19 protein-coding genes are annotated in these 22,632 nt (G+C 72.5%); 6 read left to right on the top strand and 13 right to left on the bottom strand.

Annotation, left to right across the window (positions count from 1 at the left end):
• Positions 1 to 98: 98 nt before the first annotated feature.
• On the bottom strand, positions 99 to 1,760 hold the full coding sequence (locus ABZ459_RS47205; protein ID WP_357986129.1) for a class I adenylate-forming enzyme family protein: 1,662 nt from the start codon (positions 1,758 to 1,760) through the stop codon (positions 99 to 101).
• Between the two features lie 262 nt (positions 1,761 to 2,022).
• Here ABZ459_RS47205 and ABZ459_RS47200 point away from each other — a divergent pair, with 262 nt between their 5' ends.
• The 4 genes from ABZ459_RS47200 (at position 2,023) to ABZ459_RS47185 (ending at position 6,732) form a co-directional block, all read left to right on the top strand.
• On the top strand, positions 2,023 to 3,684 hold the full coding sequence (locus ABZ459_RS47200) for an endo-1,4-beta-xylanase (protein WP_357986125.1): 1,662 nt from the start codon (positions 2,023 to 2,025) through the stop codon (positions 3,682 to 3,684).
• A 124-nt stretch (positions 3,685 to 3,808) separates the two neighbouring features.
• The gene (locus ABZ459_RS47195) at positions 3,809 to 4,378 is read left to right on the top strand and encodes a dienelactone hydrolase family protein (protein WP_357986122.1); all 570 of its coding nucleotides are present in this window, start codon (positions 3,809 to 3,811) and stop codon (positions 4,376 to 4,378) included.
• Positions 4,379 to 4,606: 228 nt separating this feature from the next.
• The gene (locus ABZ459_RS47190) at positions 4,607 to 5,656 is read left to right on the top strand and encodes a TOMM precursor leader peptide-binding protein (RefSeq protein WP_357986119.1); all 1,050 of its coding nucleotides are present in this window, start codon (positions 4,607 to 4,609) and stop codon (positions 5,654 to 5,656) included.
• Positions 5,653 to 6,732, top strand: coding sequence for a hypothetical protein (locus ABZ459_RS47185; protein WP_357986116.1), 1,080 nt, complete (start codon positions 5,653 to 5,655; stop codon positions 6,730 to 6,732). The genes ABZ459_RS47190 and ABZ459_RS47185 overlap by 4 nt, the downstream gene beginning before the upstream one ends.
• A gap of 60 nt (positions 6,733 to 6,792) precedes the next feature.
• On the opposite strand, the gene ABZ459_RS47180 is transcribed toward ABZ459_RS47185, so the two are convergent.
• The 12 genes from ABZ459_RS47180 to ABZ459_RS47125 all read right to left on the bottom strand — a co-directional run bounded on the left by ABZ459_RS47180 (position 6,793) and on the right by ABZ459_RS47125 (position 20,961).
• Complete coding sequence (locus tag ABZ459_RS47180) at positions 6,793 to 9,924, bottom strand: DUF87 domain-containing protein (protein WP_357986113.1); 3,132 nt, start codon at positions 9,922 to 9,924, stop codon at positions 6,793 to 6,795.
• Entirely contained in the window at positions 9,906 to 10,541 is a 636-nt protein-coding gene (locus ABZ459_RS47175) for a hypothetical protein (RefSeq protein WP_357986110.1), read from the bottom strand. Before ABZ459_RS47175 ends, ABZ459_RS47180 begins: the two co-directional genes overlap by 19 nt.
• A gap of 3 nt (positions 10,542 to 10,544) precedes the next feature.
• Positions 10,545 to 11,576, bottom strand: a complete 1,032-nt coding sequence (locus ABZ459_RS47170) for a DUF559 domain-containing protein (RefSeq protein WP_357986107.1) — start codon at positions 11,574 to 11,576, stop codon at positions 10,545 to 10,547.
• Between the two features lie 57 nt (positions 11,577 to 11,633).
• Positions 11,634 to 12,293, bottom strand: coding sequence for a sensor domain-containing protein (locus ABZ459_RS47165; RefSeq protein WP_357986104.1), 660 nt, complete (start codon positions 12,291 to 12,293; stop codon positions 11,634 to 11,636).
• 114 nt (positions 12,294 to 12,407) lie between these two features.
• Positions 12,408 to 12,842 carry a helix-turn-helix domain-containing protein gene (locus ABZ459_RS47160; RefSeq protein WP_352364923.1) on the bottom strand — a complete coding sequence of 145 codons (435 nt, stop codon included), beginning with the start codon at positions 12,840 to 12,842 and terminating at the stop codon, positions 12,408 to 12,410.
• A 40-nt stretch (positions 12,843 to 12,882) separates the two neighbouring features.
• The gene (locus ABZ459_RS47155) at positions 12,883 to 14,481 is read right to left on the bottom strand and encodes an ABC transporter ATP-binding protein (protein ID WP_357986100.1); all 1,599 of its coding nucleotides are present in this window, start codon (positions 14,479 to 14,481) and stop codon (positions 12,883 to 12,885) included.
• On the bottom strand, positions 14,478 to 15,554 hold the full coding sequence (locus ABZ459_RS47150) for a serine hydrolase domain-containing protein (protein ID WP_357986097.1): 1,077 nt from the start codon (positions 15,552 to 15,554) through the stop codon (positions 14,478 to 14,480). The genes ABZ459_RS47155 and ABZ459_RS47150 overlap by 4 nt, the downstream gene beginning before the upstream one ends.
• A complete protein-coding gene (locus ABZ459_RS47145; protein WP_357986094.1) occupies positions 15,551 to 16,729 on the bottom strand; it encodes an anhydro-N-acetylmuramic acid kinase in 1,179 nt (392 codons plus the stop codon). The genes ABZ459_RS47150 and ABZ459_RS47145 overlap by 4 nt, the downstream gene beginning before the upstream one ends.
• The gene (murQ, locus tag ABZ459_RS47140) at positions 16,726 to 17,625 is read right to left on the bottom strand and encodes an N-acetylmuramic acid 6-phosphate etherase (RefSeq protein ID WP_357986091.1); all 900 of its coding nucleotides are present in this window, start codon (positions 17,623 to 17,625) and stop codon (positions 16,726 to 16,728) included. The genes ABZ459_RS47145 and murQ overlap by 4 nt, the downstream gene beginning before the upstream one ends.
• Positions 17,622 to 18,449, bottom strand: coding sequence for an ABC transporter permease (locus ABZ459_RS47135; RefSeq protein ID WP_357986088.1), 828 nt, complete (start codon positions 18,447 to 18,449; stop codon positions 17,622 to 17,624). The genes murQ and ABZ459_RS47135 overlap by 4 nt, the downstream gene beginning before the upstream one ends.
• Positions 18,446 to 19,414, bottom strand: a complete 969-nt coding sequence (locus tag ABZ459_RS47130) for an ABC transporter permease (protein ID WP_357986085.1) — start codon at positions 19,412 to 19,414, stop codon at positions 18,446 to 18,448. Before ABZ459_RS47130 ends, ABZ459_RS47135 begins: the two co-directional genes overlap by 4 nt.
• Positions 19,414 to 20,961, bottom strand: a complete 1,548-nt coding sequence (locus tag ABZ459_RS47125) for an ABC transporter substrate-binding protein (RefSeq protein ID WP_357986082.1) — start codon at positions 20,959 to 20,961, stop codon at positions 19,414 to 19,416. The genes ABZ459_RS47130 and ABZ459_RS47125 overlap by 1 nt, the downstream gene beginning before the upstream one ends.
• 86 nt (positions 20,962 to 21,047) lie before the next feature.
• Between ABZ459_RS47125 and ABZ459_RS47120 the strand changes: the two genes are divergently transcribed.
• Positions 21,048 to 21,932: a MurR/RpiR family transcriptional regulator gene (locus tag ABZ459_RS47120; protein ID WP_357986079.1), complete on the top strand. Its 885-nt coding sequence runs from the start codon at positions 21,048 to 21,050 to the stop codon at positions 21,930 to 21,932.
• Between the two features lie 137 nt (positions 21,933 to 22,069).
• Positions 22,070 to 22,588 (top strand): peptidoglycan recognition family protein, encoded by a 519-nt coding sequence (locus ABZ459_RS47115; RefSeq protein ID WP_357986076.1) that lies wholly within the window; start codon positions 22,070 to 22,072, stop codon positions 22,586 to 22,588.
• Positions 22,589 to 22,632: the final 44 nt, after the last annotated feature.

Raw genomic sequence — 22,632 nt, 5'->3', positions numbered from 1 at the left:
GAACGGGGCGCCCCCTTGCGGAGGCGCCCCGGACGGGGTTTTCAGAGGTGTGCGACGTCCCGGAGGCGGGCGGAGTGCGGCGTCGCGGCGGGGGACGGTCAGGAGCCGAGGACCTCGCGGCGCAGGTGGGTCTTGAGGATCTTGCCGCCGGGGTTGCGGGGCAGCTCGCCCTCGCGGAACCACACGTGTGCCGGGATCTTGAACTTGGCGATCCGGTCCGTCAGGAACGAGCGCAGCTCCTCGGCCGTGACCGACCGGCCCGGCGCCGGCCGGATCACCGCGCCGACCTCCTCGCCCAGCTCGTCGTGCGGGACGCCGATCACCGCCACGTCGTCCACCGCCGGGTGCTCGAACAGGGCGGCCTCGACCTCGGCGCAGTAGACGTTCTCGCCGCCCCTGATCACCATGTCCTTGGCGCGGTCCACGATGTAGACATAGCCCTCCTCGTCGATCCTGGCCAGGTCGCCGGTGTGCAGCCAGCCGTCCACGAACGTCTGCGCCGTGGCCTCGGGCTGGTTCCAGTAGCCCATGATCACGTTCGGGCCGCGCACGCACAGCTCGCCCACCTCGCCGGCGGGCAGCTCGGCGCCCATGGGGTCCACCACGCGCACGTCCACCACGGCAGAGGGCATGCCGATGCTGTCGGGCCTGGCGTGGTACTCGGCGCCGCCGTTGCCGATGGCCAGGGCGGTCGTCTCGGTCATGCCGTAGCCGTTGGAGGGGGCGCGGTCGGGCAGGTTCGTGGTGATGCGCTCCAGCAGCTTGGGCGGGGCGGGGGCGCCGCCGTAGCCGAGGGTGGTCAGGGACGACAGGTCGTACTTGCCGAAGTCGGGGTGCGACATGAGCTGCCAGGCGTTGGTCGGCACGCCGATCATCGTGGTGACGCGTTCCCGCTCGATCAACCGCAGCGCCTGCTCGGGGTCCCACTTGTACATGAGCACCACGCCGCCGCCGGTGAACATCGAGGTGGTCATGCCGGAGAAGCAGCCGGTGACGTGGAACAGCGGCACGGTCAGCAGCGTCACCCGGCGCACGCTCGCCGCCGCGCCCGCGTCCTTGCCGGCCATGGTGACCGAGCGGACGAGGCCGTAGGCCACCGTCATGGGGGACTGGCCGAGGTTGCGGTGGCTGCCCAGCGCGCCCTTGGGCCGCCCGGTGGTACCGGAGGTGTAGAAGATCGTCGCCGGGTCCTCGGGGGACAGCTCCACGTCGGGCAACTTCACGTCGGCGGTGACCTCGCCCAGCACGTCGCCGAACGAGCGCGCGCCCTCGGGCACCTCGCCCCTGGTCACGATCATCGGCACGCCCGTGGAGGCCAGCCTGACCGCCCGCTCGCCGTCGGCGATCAGCACCTTGGCCCCCGAGTCGCGCACGCCGTAGGCCAGCTCGGCCTCCGTCCACCAGGCGTTCAACGGTACGGCGATGGCTCCGGCGGCCAGCGCGGCCGAGAACGAGACCACCCATTCCGGGTAGTTGCGCATGGCGATGGCGACGCGGTCGCCCTTGGTCACGCCGTACTCCTCGACCAGGCGGCCGGCCAGGGTGGCGGCGCGGCGGAAGTGCTCCTCGAACGTGATGTGCTCGTCCTCGTAGGCCAGGAAGACCTGCTCGCCGTGGAACCTGCTGGTCTCCAGCAGGGCGCGGAAGTGTGCCGGCGCGTGCTTCCAGGTGCGTACCCCGGTGTCGCCGATCTCCTCGGTCTCGAAAAGCTGGCCGGGGCCGGTGAGCTGGGCTTGGACCTGGGCGTGCGAAAGGGACATGCGCAGAACTCCCGCATCAGACGATTCTTCCGGACTTTCACAGTACCGACCGGTAGGTACGTCGCGCTAGAGCAGCGAAAACCCCTGGCGCGGACGTTCGTGAAAGTTTCACGAGAAGGCCGATATTTTTCGCCTGCCAACTGCTCTTATGGCGGCGGTGCGCGATCGGCATTGACCGTTCTGCCGCATGTCAATACCGTCTGCGATGCGATCCGCCGAGGATCGAAAGGTTTCGGAATCGAGTGCCTGCCTCCGGAGGTAGATGCCCGTGCTCTCGTCCCTGTCCGTCAGAGTCCTCGCCCTGCTGGGGATTCTCGCAGCATTCCTCCTCCCCGCCACCGCGGCCGACGCCTCGGCGCCCCTGCGCACGCACGCGTCCGCCAAGGGCAAGTTCATCGGCACGGCGCTCGCCACCGGCCCGCTGGCCGGCGAGACCTCCTACCGCACCATCGCGGCGACCGAGTTCAGCCAGGTCACCGCCGAGAACGCGATGAAGTGGGACGCCACCGAGCCCAGCCAGGGCCAGTTCAACTACTCCGGCGCCGACGCGATCGTCGCCTTCGCCGCCCAGAACGACCAGCAGGTGCACGGCCACACCCTCGTGTGGCACAGCCAGACGCCGGGCTGGGTGCAGGGCCTGAGCGTGACCGCGATGCGCGCGGCCATGCAGAACCACATCGCCAACGTCGTCGGCCACTTCGCCGACAACCCGGCCGTGGTCTCCTGGGACGTGGTCAACGAGGTCTTCGACGACAGCGGCAACCTGCGCACGTCGTTCTGGTACAACACGCTCGGCTCGGGACACATCGCCGACGCCTTCCGCGCCGCCCGCGCCGCCGACCCCGACGCCAAGCTGTGCATCAACGACTACAACACCGAGGGGATCAACGCCAAGAGCACGGCGATCTACAACCTGGTCTCCTCGCTGCGCCAGCAGGGCGTGCCGATCGACTGCGTCGGCTTCCAGTCCCACCTGGCCATCCAGTACGGCTTCCCCGGCGACTTCCAGCAGAACCTGCAGCGCTTCGCCGCCCTCGGCGTCCAGGTCCGGATCACCGAGCTGGACGTGCGCATGCAGACCCCCAGAGACGCCACCAAGGACGCCACCCAGGCCACCTACTACCGCAACGTCGTCAACGCCTGCCTCGCGGTGACCGCCTGCCAGGGTGTGACGATCTGGGGCTTCACCGACAAGTACTCCTGGGTGCCCGACACCTTCCCCGGCCAGGGCGCCGCGCTGATCTACAACGAGAGCTACCAGCAGAAGCCGTCGTACACCGCCGTGCACGACGCGCTGGCCGGCGGCACCGGCACCGACACCACCCCGCCCAGCACGCCGGGCACCCCCACGGCGGGCAACGTCACCGCGAGCTCGGCCACCCTCACCTGGGCGGCCTCCACCGACACCGGCGGCAGCGGCCTGGCCGGCTACAACGTCTACCGGGAGCAGGGCGGCACCGACACCCAGCTCGGCCAGTCCACCGGCAACAGCATCAACCTGACCGGCCTGACCGCGGGCACCCAGTACCAGGTCTACGTGCGGGCGCGCGACGGCGCGGGCAACCTGTCCGGCGAGTCCCCGGCGGTCACCTTCACCACCCTCACCGGAGGCGGCACCGGCGGCTGCACCGCCGCCGGCACCGTGCAGACCCAGTGGAGCGGCGGGTACGTCATCCAGCCCGTGACAGTCACCAACACCCGCACGTCCCAGATCAACGGCTGGACGGTCACCTTCACCCTGCCCGCCGGGCACGCCATCACCGGCTCCTGGAACGCCGCCGTCACCGTCAGCGGGCAGAACGTCACCGCCAGGAACGCCGGGTACAACGGCACGCTCGCGCCCGGCGCGAGCACCAGTTTCGGGTTCCAGGTCAGCAGGCCGGGCGGCGACACCGCGACGCCGTCCGCCTACACCTGCTCCTGACCCGCGCGACCCCCCGGGCGGACATGGCCACCGCCCGGGGCCCCGCACGCCGGCGCGGCGGGCCACGGGAGGGTGCCCGAACGGGGCCCTTGGTGGGGCCTGCGCGCGATGGTACACAGTGCACATGGCAGAGATCATCCTGTTGCACTCCGCACAGGGCCTGCGACCGGGGGTAATGGGGGCCGCGGAGGCGCTTCGCACGGGCGGGCACGTCGTGCGCACGCCCGACTACTACGACGGCGAGGTCTTCGACGACCTCGAATCCGGACTGCGCAAACGGGACGCGATCGGCTTCGACGAGCTCGCGCGCCGCTGGCGGGAGATCGCCGCGCGGGCGCGCGGGCCGGTCGTGTTCGCCGGGTTCTCGCTGGGCGGGTTCGGGGCCCAGCTCCTGGCCGCCACGCACCCCCTGGCCCAGGGGCTGCTGCTCTACCACGGCTGCGCGGCCGTGGCCGAGGTGAGCGCGGAGGGGTGGCCGGTCTCGGTGCCGGTGCAGCTCCACTATGCGGAGGGCGATCCGTGGGTGGACGCCGGCGACGTCCGCAGTCTGCGTACGGAGCTCGGGCCGTTATTCGAGTGCTTCATTTATCCGGGAAATGTGCACTTGTTCGCCGATCCTGATCTTCCCGGATACTCGGAAGAGTCGGCGGCGCTTATGTGGAAACGATCCCGCGACTTTATTGCACGGATATAAGACGATTTCGCGGATATTTCGTACTTGGGTCTATCAAAAGGGGCGATCTTTACTTTATGATCTCATCGGCCCATCAAGATCGACGGAAGGATCGCTCATGACGATCGAGATCAAGAAGGTCGAAGAAGTCGAGACCACTGGAAACAGCAACAGCTGCTGACCTCTTGGGGCCTCCCGCGACGCGGCCCGACCCCGCGGGAGGCCCTCACTCGCCCGGGAGCCGCCTTCATGCCCAGGATTCAGGTGAATCCGGTCTTCCCCCTGTTCATCGACGACGCCCGCGGGCGCGTACGGCTCGGCGACTTCCCCCCGACCGGCCAGATCCTCGACCCGGCGCCACCACCCCTGCGCCGCCTGCTGCGCCTGTGCGCCGAGACCCCCGTCGAGCAGTCCGACCTGTACGACCTCCTCGACGACCTCACCCCCGCCGAGATCGACTCGGCCGTCGAACAGCTGCGCGCGGCCCGCTTCCTGGTCACCGACGCCGAGCTCGTCACGCTCGCCGCCGACGCCCGGCTGTCCAGGTTCGCGCTGTTCATGGCCATGTTCCAGCCGGCCGACCGGGCCGTGGCCGCGCTCGGCGACCTCGCCGGCAGGCACGTGGCGGTGCTCGGCGTCGGCGCGATCGGCGGCCAGGTCGCCCTGCACCTCGCCACCTCCGGCGTCGGCCGCCTGACCCTGCTCGACGACGACCGCGTCGAGATCGGCAACCTGCACCGCCAGCACCTCTACACCGTCCGCGACCTCGGCGAGCCCAAGACGGCCGCGGCCGCCCGCAGGCTGCGCGAGCACTGCCCGGACGTCCGCGTCACCCGCGTCGAGCGGCGCATCACCGGCCCCGCCGACGTCGTCACCGACGCCGACCTCGTGGTCAACACCGTCGACACCCCGCAGCCGCACATCCGCCGCTGGGTCAACGAGGCCTGCGTACGGGCCGGCACGCCGTTCGTCACCGGAGGCTTCAACCAGCACGTCGGCCTGCTCGGCCCGCTGGTCGTGCCCGGCAAGACCGGCTGCCTGGCCTGCCAGGAGGCCGCCCTGGCCGCACGGTACGGCTCCACCGTCCTGCCAGCCAACGACAACCCGGGACGGGCCATCCCATCGTTCGGGCCGTTGTGCGGGATCGTGTCGAGCATGCTCGCCGCCGAGGTGATCCGCTTCCTGACCGGCATCGGCGCGCCCGCCGTCGAGGGCCGCAGCCTCTGGCTCGACCTGCTCACGCTGACCACCACGGCCTACGACTTCGACCGCCGCGACGGCTGCGAGGTGTGCGGGTGAAGACCGGGCCGCGGACCGATCTGTCGTTCCTCAGCGTGGTGGCCGACGGCCCGGACGACTACGTGATCGGCAACGGCGAGACGTTCGTCAACGTGCCCGGCGTGGCGGCGGCCGTGGTCGAGGCGCTCGACGGCACCAGGACGGCCGCCGAGGCCCGCGCCCTGGTCCTGGCCGAACGCGGCCTGGACGTCGACGTCGCCGAGTTCGTGACCGGGCTCGGCGCGGCCGGGCTGCTCAGCCGGCCCCGGCGCCCGCCCAACCTGTGGGACCGGATCAGGCCCGGCCACGTGGCCTGGCTGTTCTCCCGCCCGGCGCACGCCGTGCTGGCCGCGCTGACCGTGTGCGCCCTGGCCGCGGCGGTCGCCAGGCCCGGCGTGCTGCCGTCGTTCTCCTCGCTGGTCTGGTCGGACAGCCTCACCTTCACCGTCGTCTTCGCCGCGGGCTCGTGGCTGCTGGTGCTGGTGCACGAGCTCGGCCACATCGCCGCGGCCCGGTCGCTCGGCGTGCGGGCCGAGCTGTCGCTCGGCACCCGCCTGCAGTTCCTCGTCGTGCAGACCAGGATCACCGGCATCTGGGGCGTGCCCAGGCGCGCCCGCTACCGCGCCCACCTGGCGGGCATGCGGGTGGACTGGTTCCTCGCCTGCGCCGGGACCTGCGTCCTGTACGCCGCCGAGGTGCCCGTGGTGCGGCTGGTCGTGGTCATCTGCCTGTCGCAGATCGCCTGGCAGTTCCTGTTCTTCATGCGTACCGACGTCTACTACGCCATCGCCAACGCCGGCGGCAACAAGAACCTCATGGCCGACGCGCAGGCGTACCTGCGGGCGCGGCGGACCCGTACGGCGCCGCGCGGCGTCCGGGTGTACGCCTGGTTCCTCGTGGTGGGGCGGGTGCTCGGGCTGGCCTTCTTCGCGCTCTACACGATCCCGGTGACGGTCGCCGTGTGCCGCCGGGCCGTCGAGGAGCTGCCGGGCTGGCAGCCGGTCGCCGCGCTGGCCGTCGTCGGCGCCGGGTGGGCGCTCTACCTGGCCGTCCTGGCCCGCCGCCTGCTCACCTCGGCCCGCCGCCCGGGCTCCTGAGGCAGCCGACGCAGGCCGGCACGGCCCCGGCCGCCCCCTCCGCGGCCGGGACCGTGGCGATCAGGCGCCCCCGCGGCTCCTGGCGACGACCTCCTCCGTGGTGAGCGGCGCCTTCGGGTGGTGCGTCAGGCACATGGGCACGCGCGCCTTGGCGAACCCGCCCCCTTCGCCCGCCACGTAGAACTCGCCCGCGCCCAGCCGGGAGATGTCCGGCACGTCGCCGCCGCCCTTGAACTGGGCCATCTCCCTGGCCGCGCTGATCTGGATCGGGGCGTTCAGCAGGCCGAAGAACTGCGTGGCGCAGTTGCCGGGGATCTGGTTGTGCAGCCCCTTGGGCGCCTGCGTGGCGAAGACCAGGCCCAGGCCGTACTTGCGGGCCTGGGAGGCGAGCAGCACCGTGCTGCGGGTGGAGACCGACGCGCCGCCCGCCGCGGGGGCGAACGTCTGGGCCTCGTCCATGACGAACAGCGCGCCCAGCGGTCGGTCCTGGGCGGGGTGCCGCTTGAACCAGACGAACAGCTCCATCTGCAGCCGGCTGACGAAGCTCTGCCGCTGCTCCAGGCCCGGCAGCCCGGCCAGGCTGATCACCGAGACGCGGGCCCGCCTGCCCGGCGGCGGCGTCACCAGCAGCCCCGGATCGACCGGCTCGCCGGCCCCGCCGAACAGCGGGTCGTTGTCCATCGCCGCGGTCAGCGACTGGGACAGGTCGGCCGCGATGCGCCGGGCGCTGGCCAGCTCGCTGACCCCGTCCGGCAGGTCGGCCAGGTACGCCGCCAACCCTCTCAGGCTGGTCGCGCCGCCGCCTCCGTAGGCGGCCAGGGCCCGCCTGAGCACGGCCTGCCCGCGCAGCGCCTTGTCGGTGTTGGCGTCCAGCCTGACCCGCGGCACGATGAACGCGACCGCGGCCTCGACCGCCTCGGCGAACTCGTCGGGGTCGCCGGCCAGGCTCGCCAGGTCGGGCAGCGGCTGGAAGCTCAGCGGGCGTCCGCCCGTCCGTCCCGGCGTCCAGACGGTCACGTCGGTGGCCGCCAGGTACTCCTCGGCGCGGCGGGCGTCGCCCTCCGCCCACGTGCGCGGCGGCTCGGGCCACGGCTCGTCCAGCCTGGCCAGGTCGTTGTTCGGGTCCAGCACGATCGAGGAGACGCCGCGCAGCGCGCACTCCTCGACCAGCCGCCTGATCAGCACGGTCTTGCCCGAGCCGGAACCGGCGAAGATCGCGGTGTGCTTGCGCAGCGCCTCCAGCGCGATCCGCACCGGCTCGCCGTCCGCGATCCGCCGCCCGATCGTCAGGGCCCCCTCCTGGTCGCCGCCGCCCTGGCTCCGCGCCGCGACGGGAATCTCGGGGGCCGGCCCGGCGGGAACGCTCCACGCGTCGGCCAGAGCCTCGGTGAGGAATCCGATCCTGGACGTCGGCCGCCGCGCGGCGAGCCAGACGGCCAGGTCCGGCGGGCTCTCCGCGACCAGGGCCCGCAGCGCGGCGAGGACCAGCAGGTCCTGCCGGCTCACCCGCAGCGTCCTGCCACCGGCCCGCTCGAACGCCGCGATCGTCTCCCGCGTCGCGGGCCCTTGCGACCATGGGGTGTCGCGCAGCAGGAACAACCGCCGCTTGGGCACCTCCGCGTCCAGCCCGGCCGCCACGCACGCCTTGCGGACGCGGTTCAGCGCCGCGTTCCCGTGCGTCGCGCTGACCGCGCGGAAGGCCCAGTGGACCTCGTCCTCCCTGCTGTCGTCGAGCGTGCGGCGCAGCCGGGCGTGCAACGGGGGCTTGGCGCTCGGCGGCGGATCCACGCCGAAGGCCCGGCCGGCCTCACCCTGCTCGGCGATCCACGCATGCAGCCCGGCGGCCAGCAGCGCGGGCATCACGGTGTCCTCACCGGCCTGGTCGATCACCGGGGCCTGCGCGGCCTCCAGCAGCTCGGCGAAGCGGGCGTCGAGCGCGTCGAGGTCGGCGAGGTCGGCAGGGCGCGCGGGCGGCTGCTGACGCGGCGCCGACTCCGCCGCGAACCCGGTCAGCTCCCTGACCGCGCCGTCCATGACGCAGGCGTGCACGTGCCGGTCGATCCGGATGAGCAGCTCCCGAGGGGTGAACCCGGGCGCCTGCTCGAACGCCTCCGGCCGGACCGGCCAGGTCGGGTACGGCGGCTTGACGCCCGCCTCGCCGTACTGCACCTCGAAGCGCGTGGCGACCAGGGTGCGGGCGGTGGCCGCGTCGGGGATGGTCATGAGCGGGACCGCCTGGCGGAAGCGGTCGCGCACGGTGTCGACCGCCACCCGCTCGATGAGCGCCCACGTGGCGGGGATGCAGGTCACGACCGTCAGGGTCCGGCGGGTGACCTCGCGCAGCGCCATCAGCCCGCCCGCGATGCGCTCGATCATGAGCTGCTCGGCCGGGTCGTGCTCGGCGCCGCCGGAGGTGGTGACCCGTGACTGGGCGACGAGGGGGTCGATCTGGTCCACCGCGACGACGGTGGGGCCGGTGAGCGCCATCAGCCGCGACAGGTCCCTGACGATCTCCTGCGGCGTGCGCCCGAGCTGCCGGATGCCCCAGCGGGCCCGCTCGCCCGGCTCGCCCTCGGGCGCCGACGACAGGTACGACTCCCCGAGGTCCTGCAGGGCGGGATCGTCGCCGGCCAGCAGGACCAGGGCGCGCGCGGCGTCCTGGCTGTCGCGGCCGACCTGGCCCCCGACGCGGCGGAACGCGGTGACGAAGGCGTCCAGCTCGTCCCTGGTGAGGCCGCGCTTGCCGGTGACCGAGCGGCGGGCCATGCGGGACAGCCCCGCCATGATGGCCAGGCGGTCCAGGAGCACGGTGAGCTGCGTCTGCCCGTCGTGGCGGGGCCGGGAGAGGCTGTCCAGCAGGGAGACCACGATGCTCTCCCAGAAACCCTTGGCATCCAGCAGGCCGACCAGGACGAAGTAGCCGCCCTCGCGCTGGGCGCGTTCGCGCAGCCAGCCGAGCAGGTGGGTCTTGCCGGTGCCGCGCTGGCCCTGCATGACCACGCCGATGGGGCTGCTGTCGGGCTGGTGGGCGGCCGCGGCCAGCCCGTCGAGGAGGATCTTCGTCGATGCGCCGTGCAGGCCCTCGACGTGGAAGGGGGAGCGGCGCCACACGTCGTCGGCGCCCTCGGTGTAGTTGAACGTCAGCGCGGCCAGGTCCGCGATGCCGCCGCGGCTCACAGCTCGCCGATCCACAGCAGATGCTTGTCCTGCCCGCCTATGATCACCGCCGCCTCGCGGTCCTCGGGCGTGAGCGTCTTCTGGTTCGACTCCGGGACCAGGTTCACGTCCGGAAGGCGTTCCATCTGGACGAGCGTCTCGTCCACCTCCTGCTTCGGCACGGCGGGAAGCAGCCGCCGGAGCGGGGTCAGGCTCACCCACGAACCGGGGGCGGCGGCCAGCTCGGCGTACGCGGCACGGATGCGCGACTCCAGACCGGCGGGCAGGACGTCCGGCTCGGGCTGGAAGATCTCCGACAGCCGCTGGTCGGTGCGCCGCATGAACCGGGGCAGCCATTCCAGCAGGGCCCGCGCGATGGCCCCCGACGAGCCGGTCTGCGGCGGGATCGCCCCGGCCCGCAGGTCCTCGGCCAGCCTGGCCCACCCGGAGTCGGTGAGCACGTGCACGAAGGCGCGTCCGCGCCTGGGCTGCCGGCTCTCGACCAGCTTCAGGTCGTTGAGCTTCAGCCGCCGCTGACCGTCGATGGTCAGCCTGTAGTGCTCCTTGAGCTCGCTGTTGGAGATTTCGCGGGCTTCGACGGCCAGCACCAGCAGGGCAGTGAACTCGGGCAGGGTCAGCCCTTTGTCTGGCATATCTCATCCTTCCGCTCTGCGGCGGTTCCGCAGAAACTGGCCGATCTGACGGACGACGGTGTCCATGTCAGTCATCACCTGAGCATCGGGAAAGCGCAGCACGGCGTAACCATCGAGTTGGAGGAGCACGTCCCGCTGCCGGTCGGCGGCGAACTTGGCCGGAGCCCGGTGGTCGGGACCGTCGATCTCCACGACGCACCGCTCCCGCTCCCAGAGCAGGTCCACCCGGATCGGCACGGCCAGCGGCCCCGTCCGGTACGTCTGGTTCCAGGCCCGGCCCCCGGCCCACGCCCGCGCGGACAACGCGGCCTCCAGCGCCCGCTCGCTCGCGCTGCCCGGATGCGGCCTGCCCGCCACCGGCGGATACGCGACGGCGGGCGCCCGATCGGCGGTCGCGGGAAGCGGGACGGCCCCCCGGGCGCCACCCGCAGCCGCCGGGAGCGGGCTCGCGGGGAGCGGGGTGGCGATCGTCCGTACGCGGTCGTCGTGCAGGGGCGCGCCCGCCAGCCAGACGCCGGCCCGGCCCCGGTGCGCCAGCCACTCGCACCCGGCGACCAGCACTTCCCCTGCCGCCGCGCCGAGCCCGTCCGGCACCCTCACCAGGACCGCCAGCCGGGCCCGGCCGAAGCTGTCGGCCAGCGCCCTGACCAGCCCCGCCGCCCGGACCTCCGGCGCCAGCCCGCTGGGTCCGCCCGTCAGCGCCCGCCGGGCCAGCTCGGCGAGGAACGGCCCGAAATGACCGGTCGCCGAGGCCCTGCGCAGGGCCAGCGCCTGGACCGCGGCCACGTTCACCCCGGACGGGCCCTCGATGCCCTCGGCGCCCGGCAACCAGGCCGGGAACAGCGCGATGGCCGCCTTGTCCAGCTCACGCAGGACGGAGGCGGCCAGGCCGACGACGGAACGTTCCTCGGCGGCGAAGTAGGTGACGACGGCCGGGGCGTCGTCCGGCAGGGGATCGAGGGCCGGCGCGATGGCGTCGGGGTCGGCGTCGAGCCGTACCACCTGGCCGATCGGCAGATCTGCCCACGACGGCACGGCTTCCCTGCCCTCACAAGATCGGAAACTTCGGCACTTGGGAGGGTAGCCCCGTCCCTACCGGGCTGTCACCCAGACCGGGGACGCACCCTCCATGGACGGGACGTGCGCGCGGGTCAGCAGGGCCTGGGACACGCTCGCCTTCACCAGGGCCGCCGTGCGCACCACAGGGACGAGCGTGAGCGCGAACAGCAGGCCCACCGCCGTGTTGAACGCCACGAACGGCACGGTCCCGGTGCCGAGGCCGAGCAGGGCGGGCAGGCCGCCGTCCACGCCGGGGATCGCGGCGATCGCCCAGCCGTAGACCGGGAAGGTCAGGCCGAGCACCGCGCCCGCCCACCACACCGCGCTGACGACGGCGGCGGCCAGCGAGACCGGGAAGGTGATGATCGCGTGCAGCAGGTCCATCGCCGCCTGGCCGGAGGCCAGCGGGTTCATCATGCGGCGGAAGGAACCCGCCCCCACGGGGACCTGCGCGTAGCGGGGGCGGGCGATCGGGTGGCCGAGCACTCCGGGGAGCGCGGCGCGCTCCAGGTCGGCGAAGTGGCGGGCCATGGCGGCGGTGGCGGCCAGGACGGGCAGCCCGACGAACACGACCGCCGAGCCGAGACCGGCCGAAACTCCGGCGACGGCGAGGGTGAAGGAAGCGGCGGCCGCGGGGAGGCCGAGCAGGGTGTAGCGGGTGTCGGTGGCGACGCGGTGCCGGAGGGTTGTCATGGCCACGACGCTACGGGCCCGGCGGGCGAGTGATCGATCCTGGCGGCGGGCCATTGCGTGGTAGGGCAGGCCCTACCACGCCCCCCCGGCGGACCGCTGGGCGGACGGTTCCCGCTACTGCGGCTGGTCGACCCGGATCACGGTCAGCTCCTGGGGGCGCACCGGCTCCCGGCAGTGCGCGCACACCGTGAGCGGCTCCAGGGGCTCGCCGCACGAGTGCCGCCACACGGTGGGCGGCTCGCCCTCGGTGACGTAGCGGTCGCCCCAGTCCATGAGGGCGAGCAGGACCGTGTGCAGGGCCTGTCCCGACTCGGTGAGGACGTACTCGTGCCGCGGCGGGTGCCGCTCGTACGGCACCCGCTCCAGCAGGCCCACCTCGACCAGCTTGCGCAGCCGGGCGGTGAGGATGTCGCGGCTGGCGCCGGTGTTGCGGGCGATCTGGTCGAAGCGGCGTACCCCGAGCATGATCTCGCGCATCGCCAGCAGGCTCCACCGCTCGCCCACGACGGCCAGCGCGTTGGCGATCGAGCACTCTCTCGGGCGGGACAAGGCCCCTCCGCTCAGGTAGGTCCGGATTTCCAACTTACCATCAGGCGGCCCGTCCAGGGATGGCGGCGAGCAGCTCGCGGGTGTAGTCGGCCCGGGGCGAGCCGAAGATCTCGGCCGCCGTGCCGCTCTCCACGATCCGGCCCGCCTGCATCACGTGCACCCGGTGCGAGATCATCCGGACGACGGCCAGGTCGTGGCTGATGAACAGGTAACTGAGCCCGAGGTCGCGCTGCAGCTCGGCGAGCAGCTCCAGGATCTGCGCCTGGACCAGCACGTCGAGCGCGGAGACGGCCTCGTCGAGCACGACCAGCTCGGGGGAGAGCGCCAGCGCCCGCGCGATGGCCACCCGCTGCCGCTGGCCGCCGGACAGCTCGTGCGGCAGCCGCTCGGCCACCGACGCCGGCAGCGACACCTTCTCCAGCAGCTCGGCGACGGTCCGCGCGCGCTCGGCCGGGGTGCCCACGCGGTGCACGCGCAGCGGCTCGGCGATCGACTTCTCGACCGTGTAGCGGGGGTCGAGCGAGGCGTACGGGTTCTGGAAGACCGGCTGCACCCGGCGGCGGAAGGCGAACAGCTCCCGGCGGCCGAGCGAGGTCAGGTCGGTGCCGTCGAACAGGATCCGGCCGGAGGTGATGCCGTCCAGGCCGAGCAGCAGGTTCGCGGTGGTCGACTTGCCCGAGCCGGACTCGCCCACGACCGAGACGGTACGGCCGCGCGGGATCGTGAAGGAGACCCCGTCCACCGCCGTGAACTCCCCGGCGCCGCCCCGCAGCGGGAACACCTTGCGCAGGTCCTCCACCACGACCAGGTCCTCGGCGCCCTCCTCGGGGCCGGGCTCGGCCACCCGCACCGACGACAGGCTCGGCACGGCCTTCAGCAGCCGCCGGGTGTACTCGTGCCGGGGGTCGGCCAGCAGCTCGGCCGCCGGTCCGGTCTCCACGATCTCGCCCCGGTACATGACGGCCACCACGTCGGCCCGCTCGGCGGCCAGCGCCAGGTCGTGCGTGATGAGGAAGACGGCCGTGCCCATCTCGGCGGTGAGCTGCCCGAGCTGGTCGAGGATGCGCCGCTGCACGGTCACGTCCAGGGCCGAGGTCGGCTCGTCGGCGATGAGCAGCTTGGGCCGGCAGGCCAGGCCCATGGCGATGAGCGCCCGCTGCCGCATGCCGCCGGAGAACTCGTGCGGGTACTGCCCGGCCCGCCGCTCCGGCTCGGGGATGCCGACCATCTCCAGCAGCTCGGTCACGCGCCCGCGGGCGGCCCGGCCGGTGGCGAGGCCGTGCACCTCCAGAGCCTCGGCGATCTGGTCGCCGATGCGCATGAGCGGGTTGAGGTTGGACATCGGGTCCTGGGGCACCAGGCCGATGCCCGCGCCCCGGACGGCGGTCATCTCGCGTTCGCTCACCCCGGCCAGGTCGCGGCCGTCGAACAGCACCTGGCCGGTCGTGATGCGCCCGCCCGCGGGCAGCAGCCGGTTGACCGCGGCGGCCGTGGTGGACTTGCCCGAGCCCGACTCGCCGACCACGGCCACGGTCTGTCCCGGCAGGATCTCCATCGAGACGTTCTTGACGACGGTGACGTCCTGCTTGCGGGTGCGGAAGGCGACGGAGAGGTCGCGGATCTCCAGGAGCGGGGTCATGCGGTCCTCGATCGATGGGTGATGGCCTGCAGCAGGCCGGTCCAGAGGGCGTCGGTGGGCGTCGGTGCGGCCGTCGTCAGCAGGCGGTTGCCGGCCAGCGCGATCGCGATGTCCCGGCCGGGGACGAACCCGACGGCGCACCCGACGTAGCCCGGGTGGCCGAGCACGGTGACGGTCTCCTCCCGCAGGTCGAGCCGGTAGGTGCGGAAGCCGAGCGCCTGGCCGGGGTCGGGGCCGGGGGTGAAGAACTCGCGGGCGACCTCGGGCCGCCACAGCCGGTCGTGCTCCTCGTAGCGGGACAGCGCGGCGGCGTACCGCAGCAGGTCAGGGACGGTGGAGAACAGCCCGGCGTGCCCCGCCACGCCGCCGAAGGCGTGGTAGGCGTTGCCGTCGGCGACCTGGCCGAGCACGGGCTCGTGCCGCCAGCCGGCGAAGTCCGCGCTGCGGAAGGGCACCGGGTACGGCTCTGAGGTGTCGAGCATGCGCATCTCGACCCGGTCGTCCAGGGCGCTCATGGCCACCTCGGGCCCCGCCGGCCGCGCGTACGTGGTGTCGGCCAGTCCCAGCGGGCCGGTGACCAGCTCGGCCACCGCCCGGTCCAGCGACGTGCCGGTGACGGTCTCGGCCACCCGGCCGAGCAGGATGAAGCCCAGGTCGGAGTAGTGCCGTTCGCGGCCGGGCGCGTAGCGCGGGGCGGGCATCCGCGGGTCGAGGTACAGCGGCCACCACTCCCACAGCCCGGCCCGGTGCAGCAGCAGGTCCCGCACGGTGACCTGTTCGGGGCAGCCTCCCGGCAGGTACGCGGCCGCCCGCTCGTCCAGGTCCACCAGGCGGTCGGAGACCAGGCGGACGAGGGCCGTCGTGGTCGCGACGACCTTGGTGACCGAGGCCAGGTCGTGGTACGTGCCGAGGGTCATGGGGGCCTCGCCGGCCAGTGCGCCGCCGTCCGTCCGGCGCACGGTGCGGTGGCCGGTGCACTCGGTCAGGTCGAACCACGGCGTGCGGGCCGCCCGGACCAGGCCCGCGGGCGGGCCAGGTTCGGGGCCGGGCGGTGCGGCGGGGGCCGGGGTCATCGGCGCAGCACCAGCGAGCGCGGCGGTGTGGGCAGCGGGGCGGGCAGGACGAGCGGGCCCGCGCCCGGCGTCAGCGTCCCGAGCACCCGGGCGGCCTTCGCGCCCGTGCCGCCGGGGATGGTGCCCGGCAGGCCGTGGGCGGTCAGCCAGCCGATGAGCGCGAAGGCGATGGCCTCCTTGTCGTCGGCCGGGGCGCCGAGCTCGTCGGACAGCGACACCCGCACGCCCGGCAGGGCGGCGCGCAGGCCGTCCATGATGACCGGGTTGCGGCAGCCGCCGCCGGAGACGACCAGCACGCCCACGCCCGCCGCGGCGATGTCGGCCGCCACCGTGCGGACGGTCAGCTCGGTCAGCGTCGCCACCAGGTCGGGGCCGGACGGCTCGCGGCCCGCCCTGGCGATCGCCGCCTCGACGTAGGCCAGGTGGAACAGCTCCTTGCCGGTGCTCTTCGGCGCGGCCAGCCGGTAGTACGGCTCGTCGAGCAGCACGTCGAGCAGGCGCTCGTCCACCCGGCCGGAGGCGGCGATCCGGCCGCCCTCGTCGAAGCCGCGCGGGTTCAGGCCGCGGCCGGCCACCACGGCGTCGATGAGGGCGTTGGCCGGGCCGATGTCGTAGGCGCTCAGGCCGCCGTCGCGCACGACGGTCATGTTGGAGATGCCGCCCAGGTTGAGCGCCGCCGCGCCGCCCGCGGGCCCGTCCTGCAGCAGGCCGCCGAGCAGCAGGTCGTCGAGCACGGAGACCAGCGGGGCGCCGTGCCCGCCGGCGGTGATGTCCCGGATGCGCACGTCCGACAGTACGGGCGCGCCGGTGCGCTCGGCGATCCAGGCGGGCTGGCCGATCTGCAGGGTGCCGCGCGCGTGCGCGCCCTCCACCCAGTGGAAGACCGTCTGGCCGTGGGAGACGATCAGGTCGGCCGGACCGGCCTGCTCGGCCGCGGCCGCCGCGGCCTCGGCGAAGCACTGGCCGATGAGCGTGTCGAGCACGCACACCTCGGCCAGCGTGACGGGCGCGGGCGGCAGCGCGGCCACCAGCCGGGCGCGCAGTTCGTCCGGGTACGGGGTGCTCGCGGTGTGCAGCACGCGGCCGGTCAGCACGCCGCCGTCCAGCGCGAAGTCGACCAGGGCCACGTCGATGCCGTCGTGCGAGGTGCCGGAGATCATGCCGAGGATCTTCATGCCGGCTCTCCCAGCGCCACGCGCAGCCGTCCCTCGCTGCGGTCCAGCAGCGCCGCGGCCTCCCGTGGGCCGAGCCCGAGCCGGGCGCCGAGCACCGCCTGCTTGACGTTGAAACCATGCTGGTCGAGCACTCGTTCCGCCTCCTCGCGGTCCACACCGGCGATCGTGCGCACGATCCTGATCGCCCGTTCCCTGAGCTTGCCGTTGCTGGCCTTGACGTCGACCATCAGGTTCCCGTACGTCTTGCCGAGCCGGACCATGACGATGGTCGAGAACATGTTGAGCACGAGCTTCTGCGCCGTGCCCGCCTTGAGCCGGGTCGAGCCGCTGACCACCTCGGGCCCGACCAGCACCTCGATCGCGTGCTCGGCCTCGCCGCTGAGCGGGGTGCCCGGGTTGCAGGACAGGCCGACGGTCAGCGCGCCGCGCTCGCGGGCCCGCCGCACCGCGCCCAGCACGTACGGCGTGCGCCCACTGGAGGCGATGCCCACCACCGTGTCCAGCGGCCCGATGCCGGCCGTGTCGATCGCCGCCGCGCCGGCCCCCGCGTCGTCCTCGGCGCCCTCGCACGGGTGCACGATCGCCCGCTCGCCGCCGGCGATGACGGCGAAGACCTGCTCGGGCGGGGTGCTGAAGGTGGGCGGGCATTCGGAGGCGTCCAGCACGCCGAGCCGGCCCGGCGTGCCCGCGCCCACGTAGACCAGCCGGCCGCCGGCCCGTACCAGCTCGGCGGCGGCCTCGATGGCCCGGGTGATCTGCGGCAGCGCCGCGGCGACCGCGGCGGGGACGGTGGCGTCGGCCGCGTTCATGGTCGCGGCGAGCTCGGCCACGCTCATGGTGTCGATGCCCGCGAAGCGCGGGTCGGCCGATTCCGTGGTCAGTTCTGAGAGGTTCACCGCTTGCCTCGGGTTCTGGGGTCGAGAGTGTCACGCAGGCCGTCGCCGAGCAGGTTCAGGCCCACCACCAGCAGCACGACGACCGCGCCCGGCGCGATCAGCGTCCAGGGGGCGATGAAGACCAGGCTGCGCGCCTCGAAGATCATCGAGCCCAGCGAGGGGGCGGGCGGCGGCGTGCCCAGGCCGAGGAAGCTCAGCGACGCCTCGGTCAGCACCGCCCACGACAACGACAGCGCCACCTGGATGACGATGATCGAGGTGATGTTGGGCAGCACGTGCCTGAGCATGATCTGCCAGCGGCTCTGGCCGGTGGAGACCGCGGCCTTGACGTACTCGATCTCCCGGAGGGAGAGCACGGGGCCGCGCGTGACACGGATGAAGATGGGGACGTACACGATCGCGATGGCGACGGCGACCGTGAACCAGTTGCGGTCCAGCACCGAGGCCAGCGAGAGCGCGAGCAGCAGCGGCGGGAACGCGAACAGCACGTTCGTCACGCCGCCGATGGCGCCGTCGGCGAAGCCGCGGTAGAAGCCGGACACCAGGCCGCCCAGCGTGCCGACCACGGTGGCGAAGGCCACCGCGACCACCGCGATGAGCGCCGAGTTGCCGACCCCGGCCGCCACCCGGGAGAAGACGTCCCGGCCGAACTGGTCGGTGCCGAACAGGTGCGTCCCGGACGGCGACAGGAACCGCTCGGGCGGGTTCTGGGCGATCGGGTCGTAGGGCAGCAGCCCGGCGTACGACAGCGCCGCCACCACGGCCAGCACCAGCAGCACGATCGTGCCCGCCAGCATGGCGGGGCTCCTGCGCAGCGCGGTCACGACGCCCTCACCCGCGGGTCGATGATCCGGTACAGCCCGTCGGTCAGCAGGTTGACCAGCACGAACGCCAGCGCGATGACCAGGACCGTGCTCTGCACGACCGCGTACTCCTTCTGCTGGATGCCGAGCAGCACCTGCCGGCCCACGCCGGGCACGGAGAAGATCTGCTCGACCACGACCGCGCCGCCGAGCAGGTAGCCGAACTGCAGCCCGGTCATCGTCACGATCGGCACCAGCGCGTTGCCCAGCACGTGCCTGACCTGCAGGCGGCGCGGCGGCACGCCCTTGGCGCGGGCGGTGCGCACGAAGTCCTCCGAGCGCACCTCCAGCACCGCCGTACGGGTGGTGCGCAGGATCGGCGCGGCGATGCCGAAGCCGAGCACGAGCGCGGGCAGGAACATCTGTTGCAGGTTGAGCAGCGGGTCCTCGGCGAGCGTGGCGAAGCCCTGGCCGTTGGGGTTGAAGCCGAACGACGCCGCGAAGATCGACAGCAGCGTCGTGGCCAGCAGGAACGCCGGGACCGACAGCCCGGCCAGGCTCACGACCTGGCCGAAGGCGTCCCGAGGCGAGTTCGTCCTGGACGCCGACAACATGCCGAGCGGCACGCCCAGCAGCAGCGCCAGCACGATCGAGAACACCGCCAGCTCGAACGTCACCGGCAGCGAGTGCAGCGTCATCTCCAGCACGCCCTGCTGCGAGCGGGCCGAGTAGCCGAAGTTGCCGGTGAGCATGTTGCCCAGCCACGAGAAGAACTGCGTGACCGGCGACTGGTCCAGCCCGTAGTACTGCTCCAGGGCCACGCGCTGCGCCGGGGTGAGCGCGGCCGCCTCCGTGCCGAGCCCCGCGGTGATCTGGTCGCCGGGGATCGCCCGGAGCATGACGAAGACGAACACGGCCACCCCGAACAGGGTGCCGATCGTCGAGGCCACGCGCCGGACGGCCCGGTTGGCGAGGATCCGGCGCATCAGGCGACGGACGTCGTGCGCAGGTACTGCAGCGACCCGCTGACCATCGGTACGAACCCGGACACGTTCGAGGTGGTGCCGGTGTAGGTGTAGCTGGTGAACAGCCAGATCCAGGGCGCGTTGGCCTCCAGCTCGGCCGAGACCTTCTCGTAGATCGCCTTGCGGGCGGCCGGGTCGGTCGTGGCCTTGCCCTCGGCGAACAGCTTGTCCAGCTCGGGCGAGCTGTACCCGGCGACCTTGTTCAGGTTGCCCTTGCTGGTGAAGTAGCGGCCGTAGGAGCCGTCGGGGTCCGGGCGCCCGCCGTTGAGCGCGACGGCGGCGTCGAAGTCGGCCGCCACCCAGCGGTCCACGAACGCGCCGGACTCCAGCACCTCCAGGTCCAGGGTGATCTTCGCCTCGGCGAGCTGCGCCTTGAGGTTCTGGGCCTCGTTCACGGAGGTGGCGTACTCGCCCTGGGAGACGATGGCCTTGACCGTCACGCCGCCGGACTTGCCCGCCTTGCCGAGGTACTCGGCGGCCTTGGCCAGGTCGCGGCTCGGGCAGGGACGCTTGGCCGGGTCGGACTTGAAGGCCGGGGCGGTGATCGGCCCGGTCACCTCGCCCTCGCCGAGCGCGGCGGTGTCGAGCACCTGCTTGCGGTCGATCGCGCACTGGATCGCCAGGCGCACGTTGACGTCCTTGAGGTCGCCGCGCTGCGCGTTGAGCTGGAGGGCGTGGTAGCTGAGCTGCGGCGTCTTGGTGACGGTGATCGTGCCGCCGCCCTGCGCGGTCTGGGCGACCAGCGGGTCGTTGAAGACCGCGAGCTGCACGTTGCCCGACTGCATGGCCGAGACGATGGACGACTCGTCCGGGATCACCCGGAACTCGACGCTGCCCACCTTGGGCTTCTCGGCGCCCCAGTACTTGTCGTTCCTGGCCAGCGTCAGCGACTGGCTCGGGACGCGCTTGCCCAGCGTGAACGGGCCGGTGCCGTTGGGGGTGGCGTTGAGCTTCTCCTCGGTGTCGTCGGAGGAGAGCATCGCCATGTTGACGGTGGCCAGGTTCGCCGGGAGCGCGGCGTCGGGGCCGGTCAGCTCCAGCACCACCGTGCTCGCGTCGGGGGCCTCGACGGACTTCACCGACGCCAGCGACGCCCGCGCCACGGCCGCCGTCTTCTCGTCCATGATCTTGTCCAGGGACGCCTTGACGTCCTTGGAGTCGAACGCGCTGCCGTCGCCGAAGGTCACGCCCTTGCGCAGGGTGAGGGTCAGCTTCTTGCCGTCCTCGGCGGTCTGCCACGACTCGGCCAGGCCCGGCACGACGTTCAGGTCCTTGTCGAACTCGGTGAGGGTGCCGTAGATGTTCTGCAACACGTTCACGGCCGTGAACTGGGTGGCCTTCCAGGGGAAGAGCGTGTCGGGGTCGGAGGTCACGCCGACGACCAGGGCGCCGCCGGACTTGCCCGTGGCGCCGGTGCTGGTCGCGGGCCCGGAAGATGATGAACAGGAGGTCAGGGCGATGGACAGCACTGCGGCGGCGCCGATCGCGGAGAGCGCGCCACGGGGCATGTGGTCTCCTCAGGGGCAGTAGGTCATAAAATTACGCAGACCCTACCACTGGTGTACTAAATTTCCTCAACAGGGATGGATGACGAATGGTCGAGGACGACGGAAGCCTGCTGATCCGCATCCGTGCGGCCATGCCCGCATTACGGCCGTCGGAGCGGCGCATCGCCGAGACGTTCACCGGCGACCCGGCCGCCGCCGCGAACCTGTCCATCGCCGAGCTGGCCGCCCGCTGCGCCACCTCGACGACCTCGGTCGTGCGCTTCTACCAGCGCATGGGATACGCCCACTTCAAGGACTTCCGGATCGACCTGACCAGGGCCGCCGCCCGGGAGGAGCTGACCACGTCGAGCCTGCCGGAGGTGTCGGGCGACATCGACCGTCACGACAGTCTGGAGGGCATCGTCTCCAAGGTCGCCACCAACGAGACGCTGTCCATCGCCGACACGGCCCGCTCCCTCGACATGCAGGCCCTGGGCCGGGCGGTCTCCCTGCTGCTGGCCGCGCGCCGGATCGACACCTTCGGCGTGGGCGCGAGCGCGCTGGTCGGCCTCGACCTGCAGCAGAAGCTCTCGCGCATCGGGCGTACCGCGATCAACTGGCACGACGCCCACTCGGCCTGGACGTCGGCGGCCACGCTCGACGCCGGCTGCGTGGCCGTCGCGGTCTCGCACACCGGCGCGACCGTGGACACGGTCGAGTTCCTGGCCATCGCCCGCCGGTCGGGTGCGGCCACGGTGGCGATCACGAACTTCCGCGACTCGCCGCTGGCCGGCACCGCCGACGTGACGCTGACGACGGCCGCCCGCGAGACCCAGTTCCGCTCCGGCGCGCTCGGCAGCCGCATCGCCCAGCTCATGGTCGTCGACTGCCTGTTCACCGGCGTGGCCGCGGCCAGTTACGACGAGTCGATGGCGGCCCTGCGCAACACGTACGCGGTCGTCCACGACCGCACGGTGCACAAGCGGGGGTGAACCGGTGCGGGGGGCGGCCTGACCAGCATGGAAGTCTTTCTTTGGCGGCACGTGAACCTAGTGACAAAAAGTGATGACACGGCTACTTTAAGTTGACATTCTGGTGGCGAGGCATCGTCTACCAGGAGAGACACCACATGCAGCTGATCACCCGTGCCGACTGGCACGCCAAGAAGCCCACCACCAGCTACACCCGGCTGGCCTCCACCCGAGGCGTCAAGATCCACTACACCGGCGGGAAGGTGCCCTCCGACCTGCCGGACGCCGACAACCACGACAAGTGCGTCGACCTGGTCAGGGACATCCAGCGCATGCACATGTCCGGCGGACGCGGCGAGACCTACATCGACCTCGGCTACAACATGGTGTGCTGCCCGCACCGGCGCACCTTCATGGGCCGGGGTCCGCACCACCTGCCCGCCGCCAACGGCCCGGGGCTCAACTCCGGCCACTACGCCGTGCTCGCCCTGCTCGGCAACACCGGGTTCACCGAACCGAACGACGACCTGCTCAACGCCCTCGTCGACGCCATCGAGTACCTGCGCGAGCACGGCGACGCCGGCGACGAGGTCAAGGGCCACCGGGACGGCTACGACACCGACTGCCCCGGCGACCCGCTCTACCACTGGGTACGAGGGGGCGCCGAACGCCCCTGAGACGGTTGGAGCAGGTGCTCGCCGGGTCGAAGCAGGACGGGCGC

This window comes from Nonomuraea sp. NPDC005692 (genome assembly GCF_040631115.1).
GTDB lineage: Bacteria > Actinomycetota > Actinomycetes > Streptosporangiales > Streptosporangiaceae > Nonomuraea.
Note: the sequence above shows the minus strand (reverse complement) of the source record. Positions and strands in the feature narration are given on the sequence as shown.

Bases quoted from the DNA above. Each gene is read 5' to 3' on its own strand.
- ABZ459_RS47205 (WP_357986129.1), bottom strand. From the start codon at position 1,760: ATGTCCCTTTCGCACGCCCAGGTCCAAGCCCAGCTCACCGGCCCCGGC.
- ABZ459_RS47200 (WP_357986125.1), top strand. From the start codon at position 2,023: ATGCCCGTGCTCTCGTCCCTGTCCGTCAGAGTCCTCGCCCTGCTGGGG.
- ABZ459_RS47195 (WP_357986122.1), top strand. From the start codon at position 3,809: ATGGCAGAGATCATCCTGTTGCACTCCGCACAGGGCCTGCGACCGGGG.
- ABZ459_RS47190 (WP_357986119.1), top strand. From the start codon at position 4,607: ATGCCCAGGATTCAGGTGAATCCGGTCTTCCCCCTGTTCATCGACGAC.
- ABZ459_RS47175 (WP_357986110.1), bottom strand. From the start codon at position 10,541: ATGCCAGACAAAGGGCTGACCCTGCCCGAGTTCACTGCCCTGCTGGTG.
- ABZ459_RS47165 (WP_357986104.1), bottom strand. From the start codon at position 12,293: ATGACAACCCTCCGGCACCGCGTCGCCACCGACACCCGCTACACCCTG.
- ABZ459_RS47155 (WP_357986100.1), bottom strand. From the start codon at position 14,481: ATGACCCCGCTCCTGGAGATCCGCGACCTCTCCGTCGCCTTCCGCACC.
- ABZ459_RS47150 (WP_357986097.1), bottom strand. From the start codon at position 15,554: ATGACCCCGGCCCCCGCCGCACCGCCCGGCCCCGAACCTGGCCCGCCC.
- ABZ459_RS47145 (WP_357986094.1), bottom strand. From the start codon at position 16,729: ATGAAGATCCTCGGCATGATCTCCGGCACCTCGCACGACGGCATCGAC.
- ABZ459_RS47130 (WP_357986085.1), bottom strand. From the start codon at position 19,414: ATGCGCCGGATCCTCGCCAACCGGGCCGTCCGGCGCGTGGCCTCGACG.
- ABZ459_RS47125 (WP_357986082.1), bottom strand. From the start codon at position 20,961: ATGCCCCGTGGCGCGCTCTCCGCGATCGGCGCCGCCGCAGTGCTGTCC.
- ABZ459_RS47120 (WP_357986079.1), top strand. From the start codon at position 21,048: ATGGTCGAGGACGACGGAAGCCTGCTGATCCGCATCCGTGCGGCCATG.
- ABZ459_RS47115 (WP_357986076.1), top strand. From the start codon at position 22,070: ATGCAGCTGATCACCCGTGCCGACTGGCACGCCAAGAAGCCCACCACC.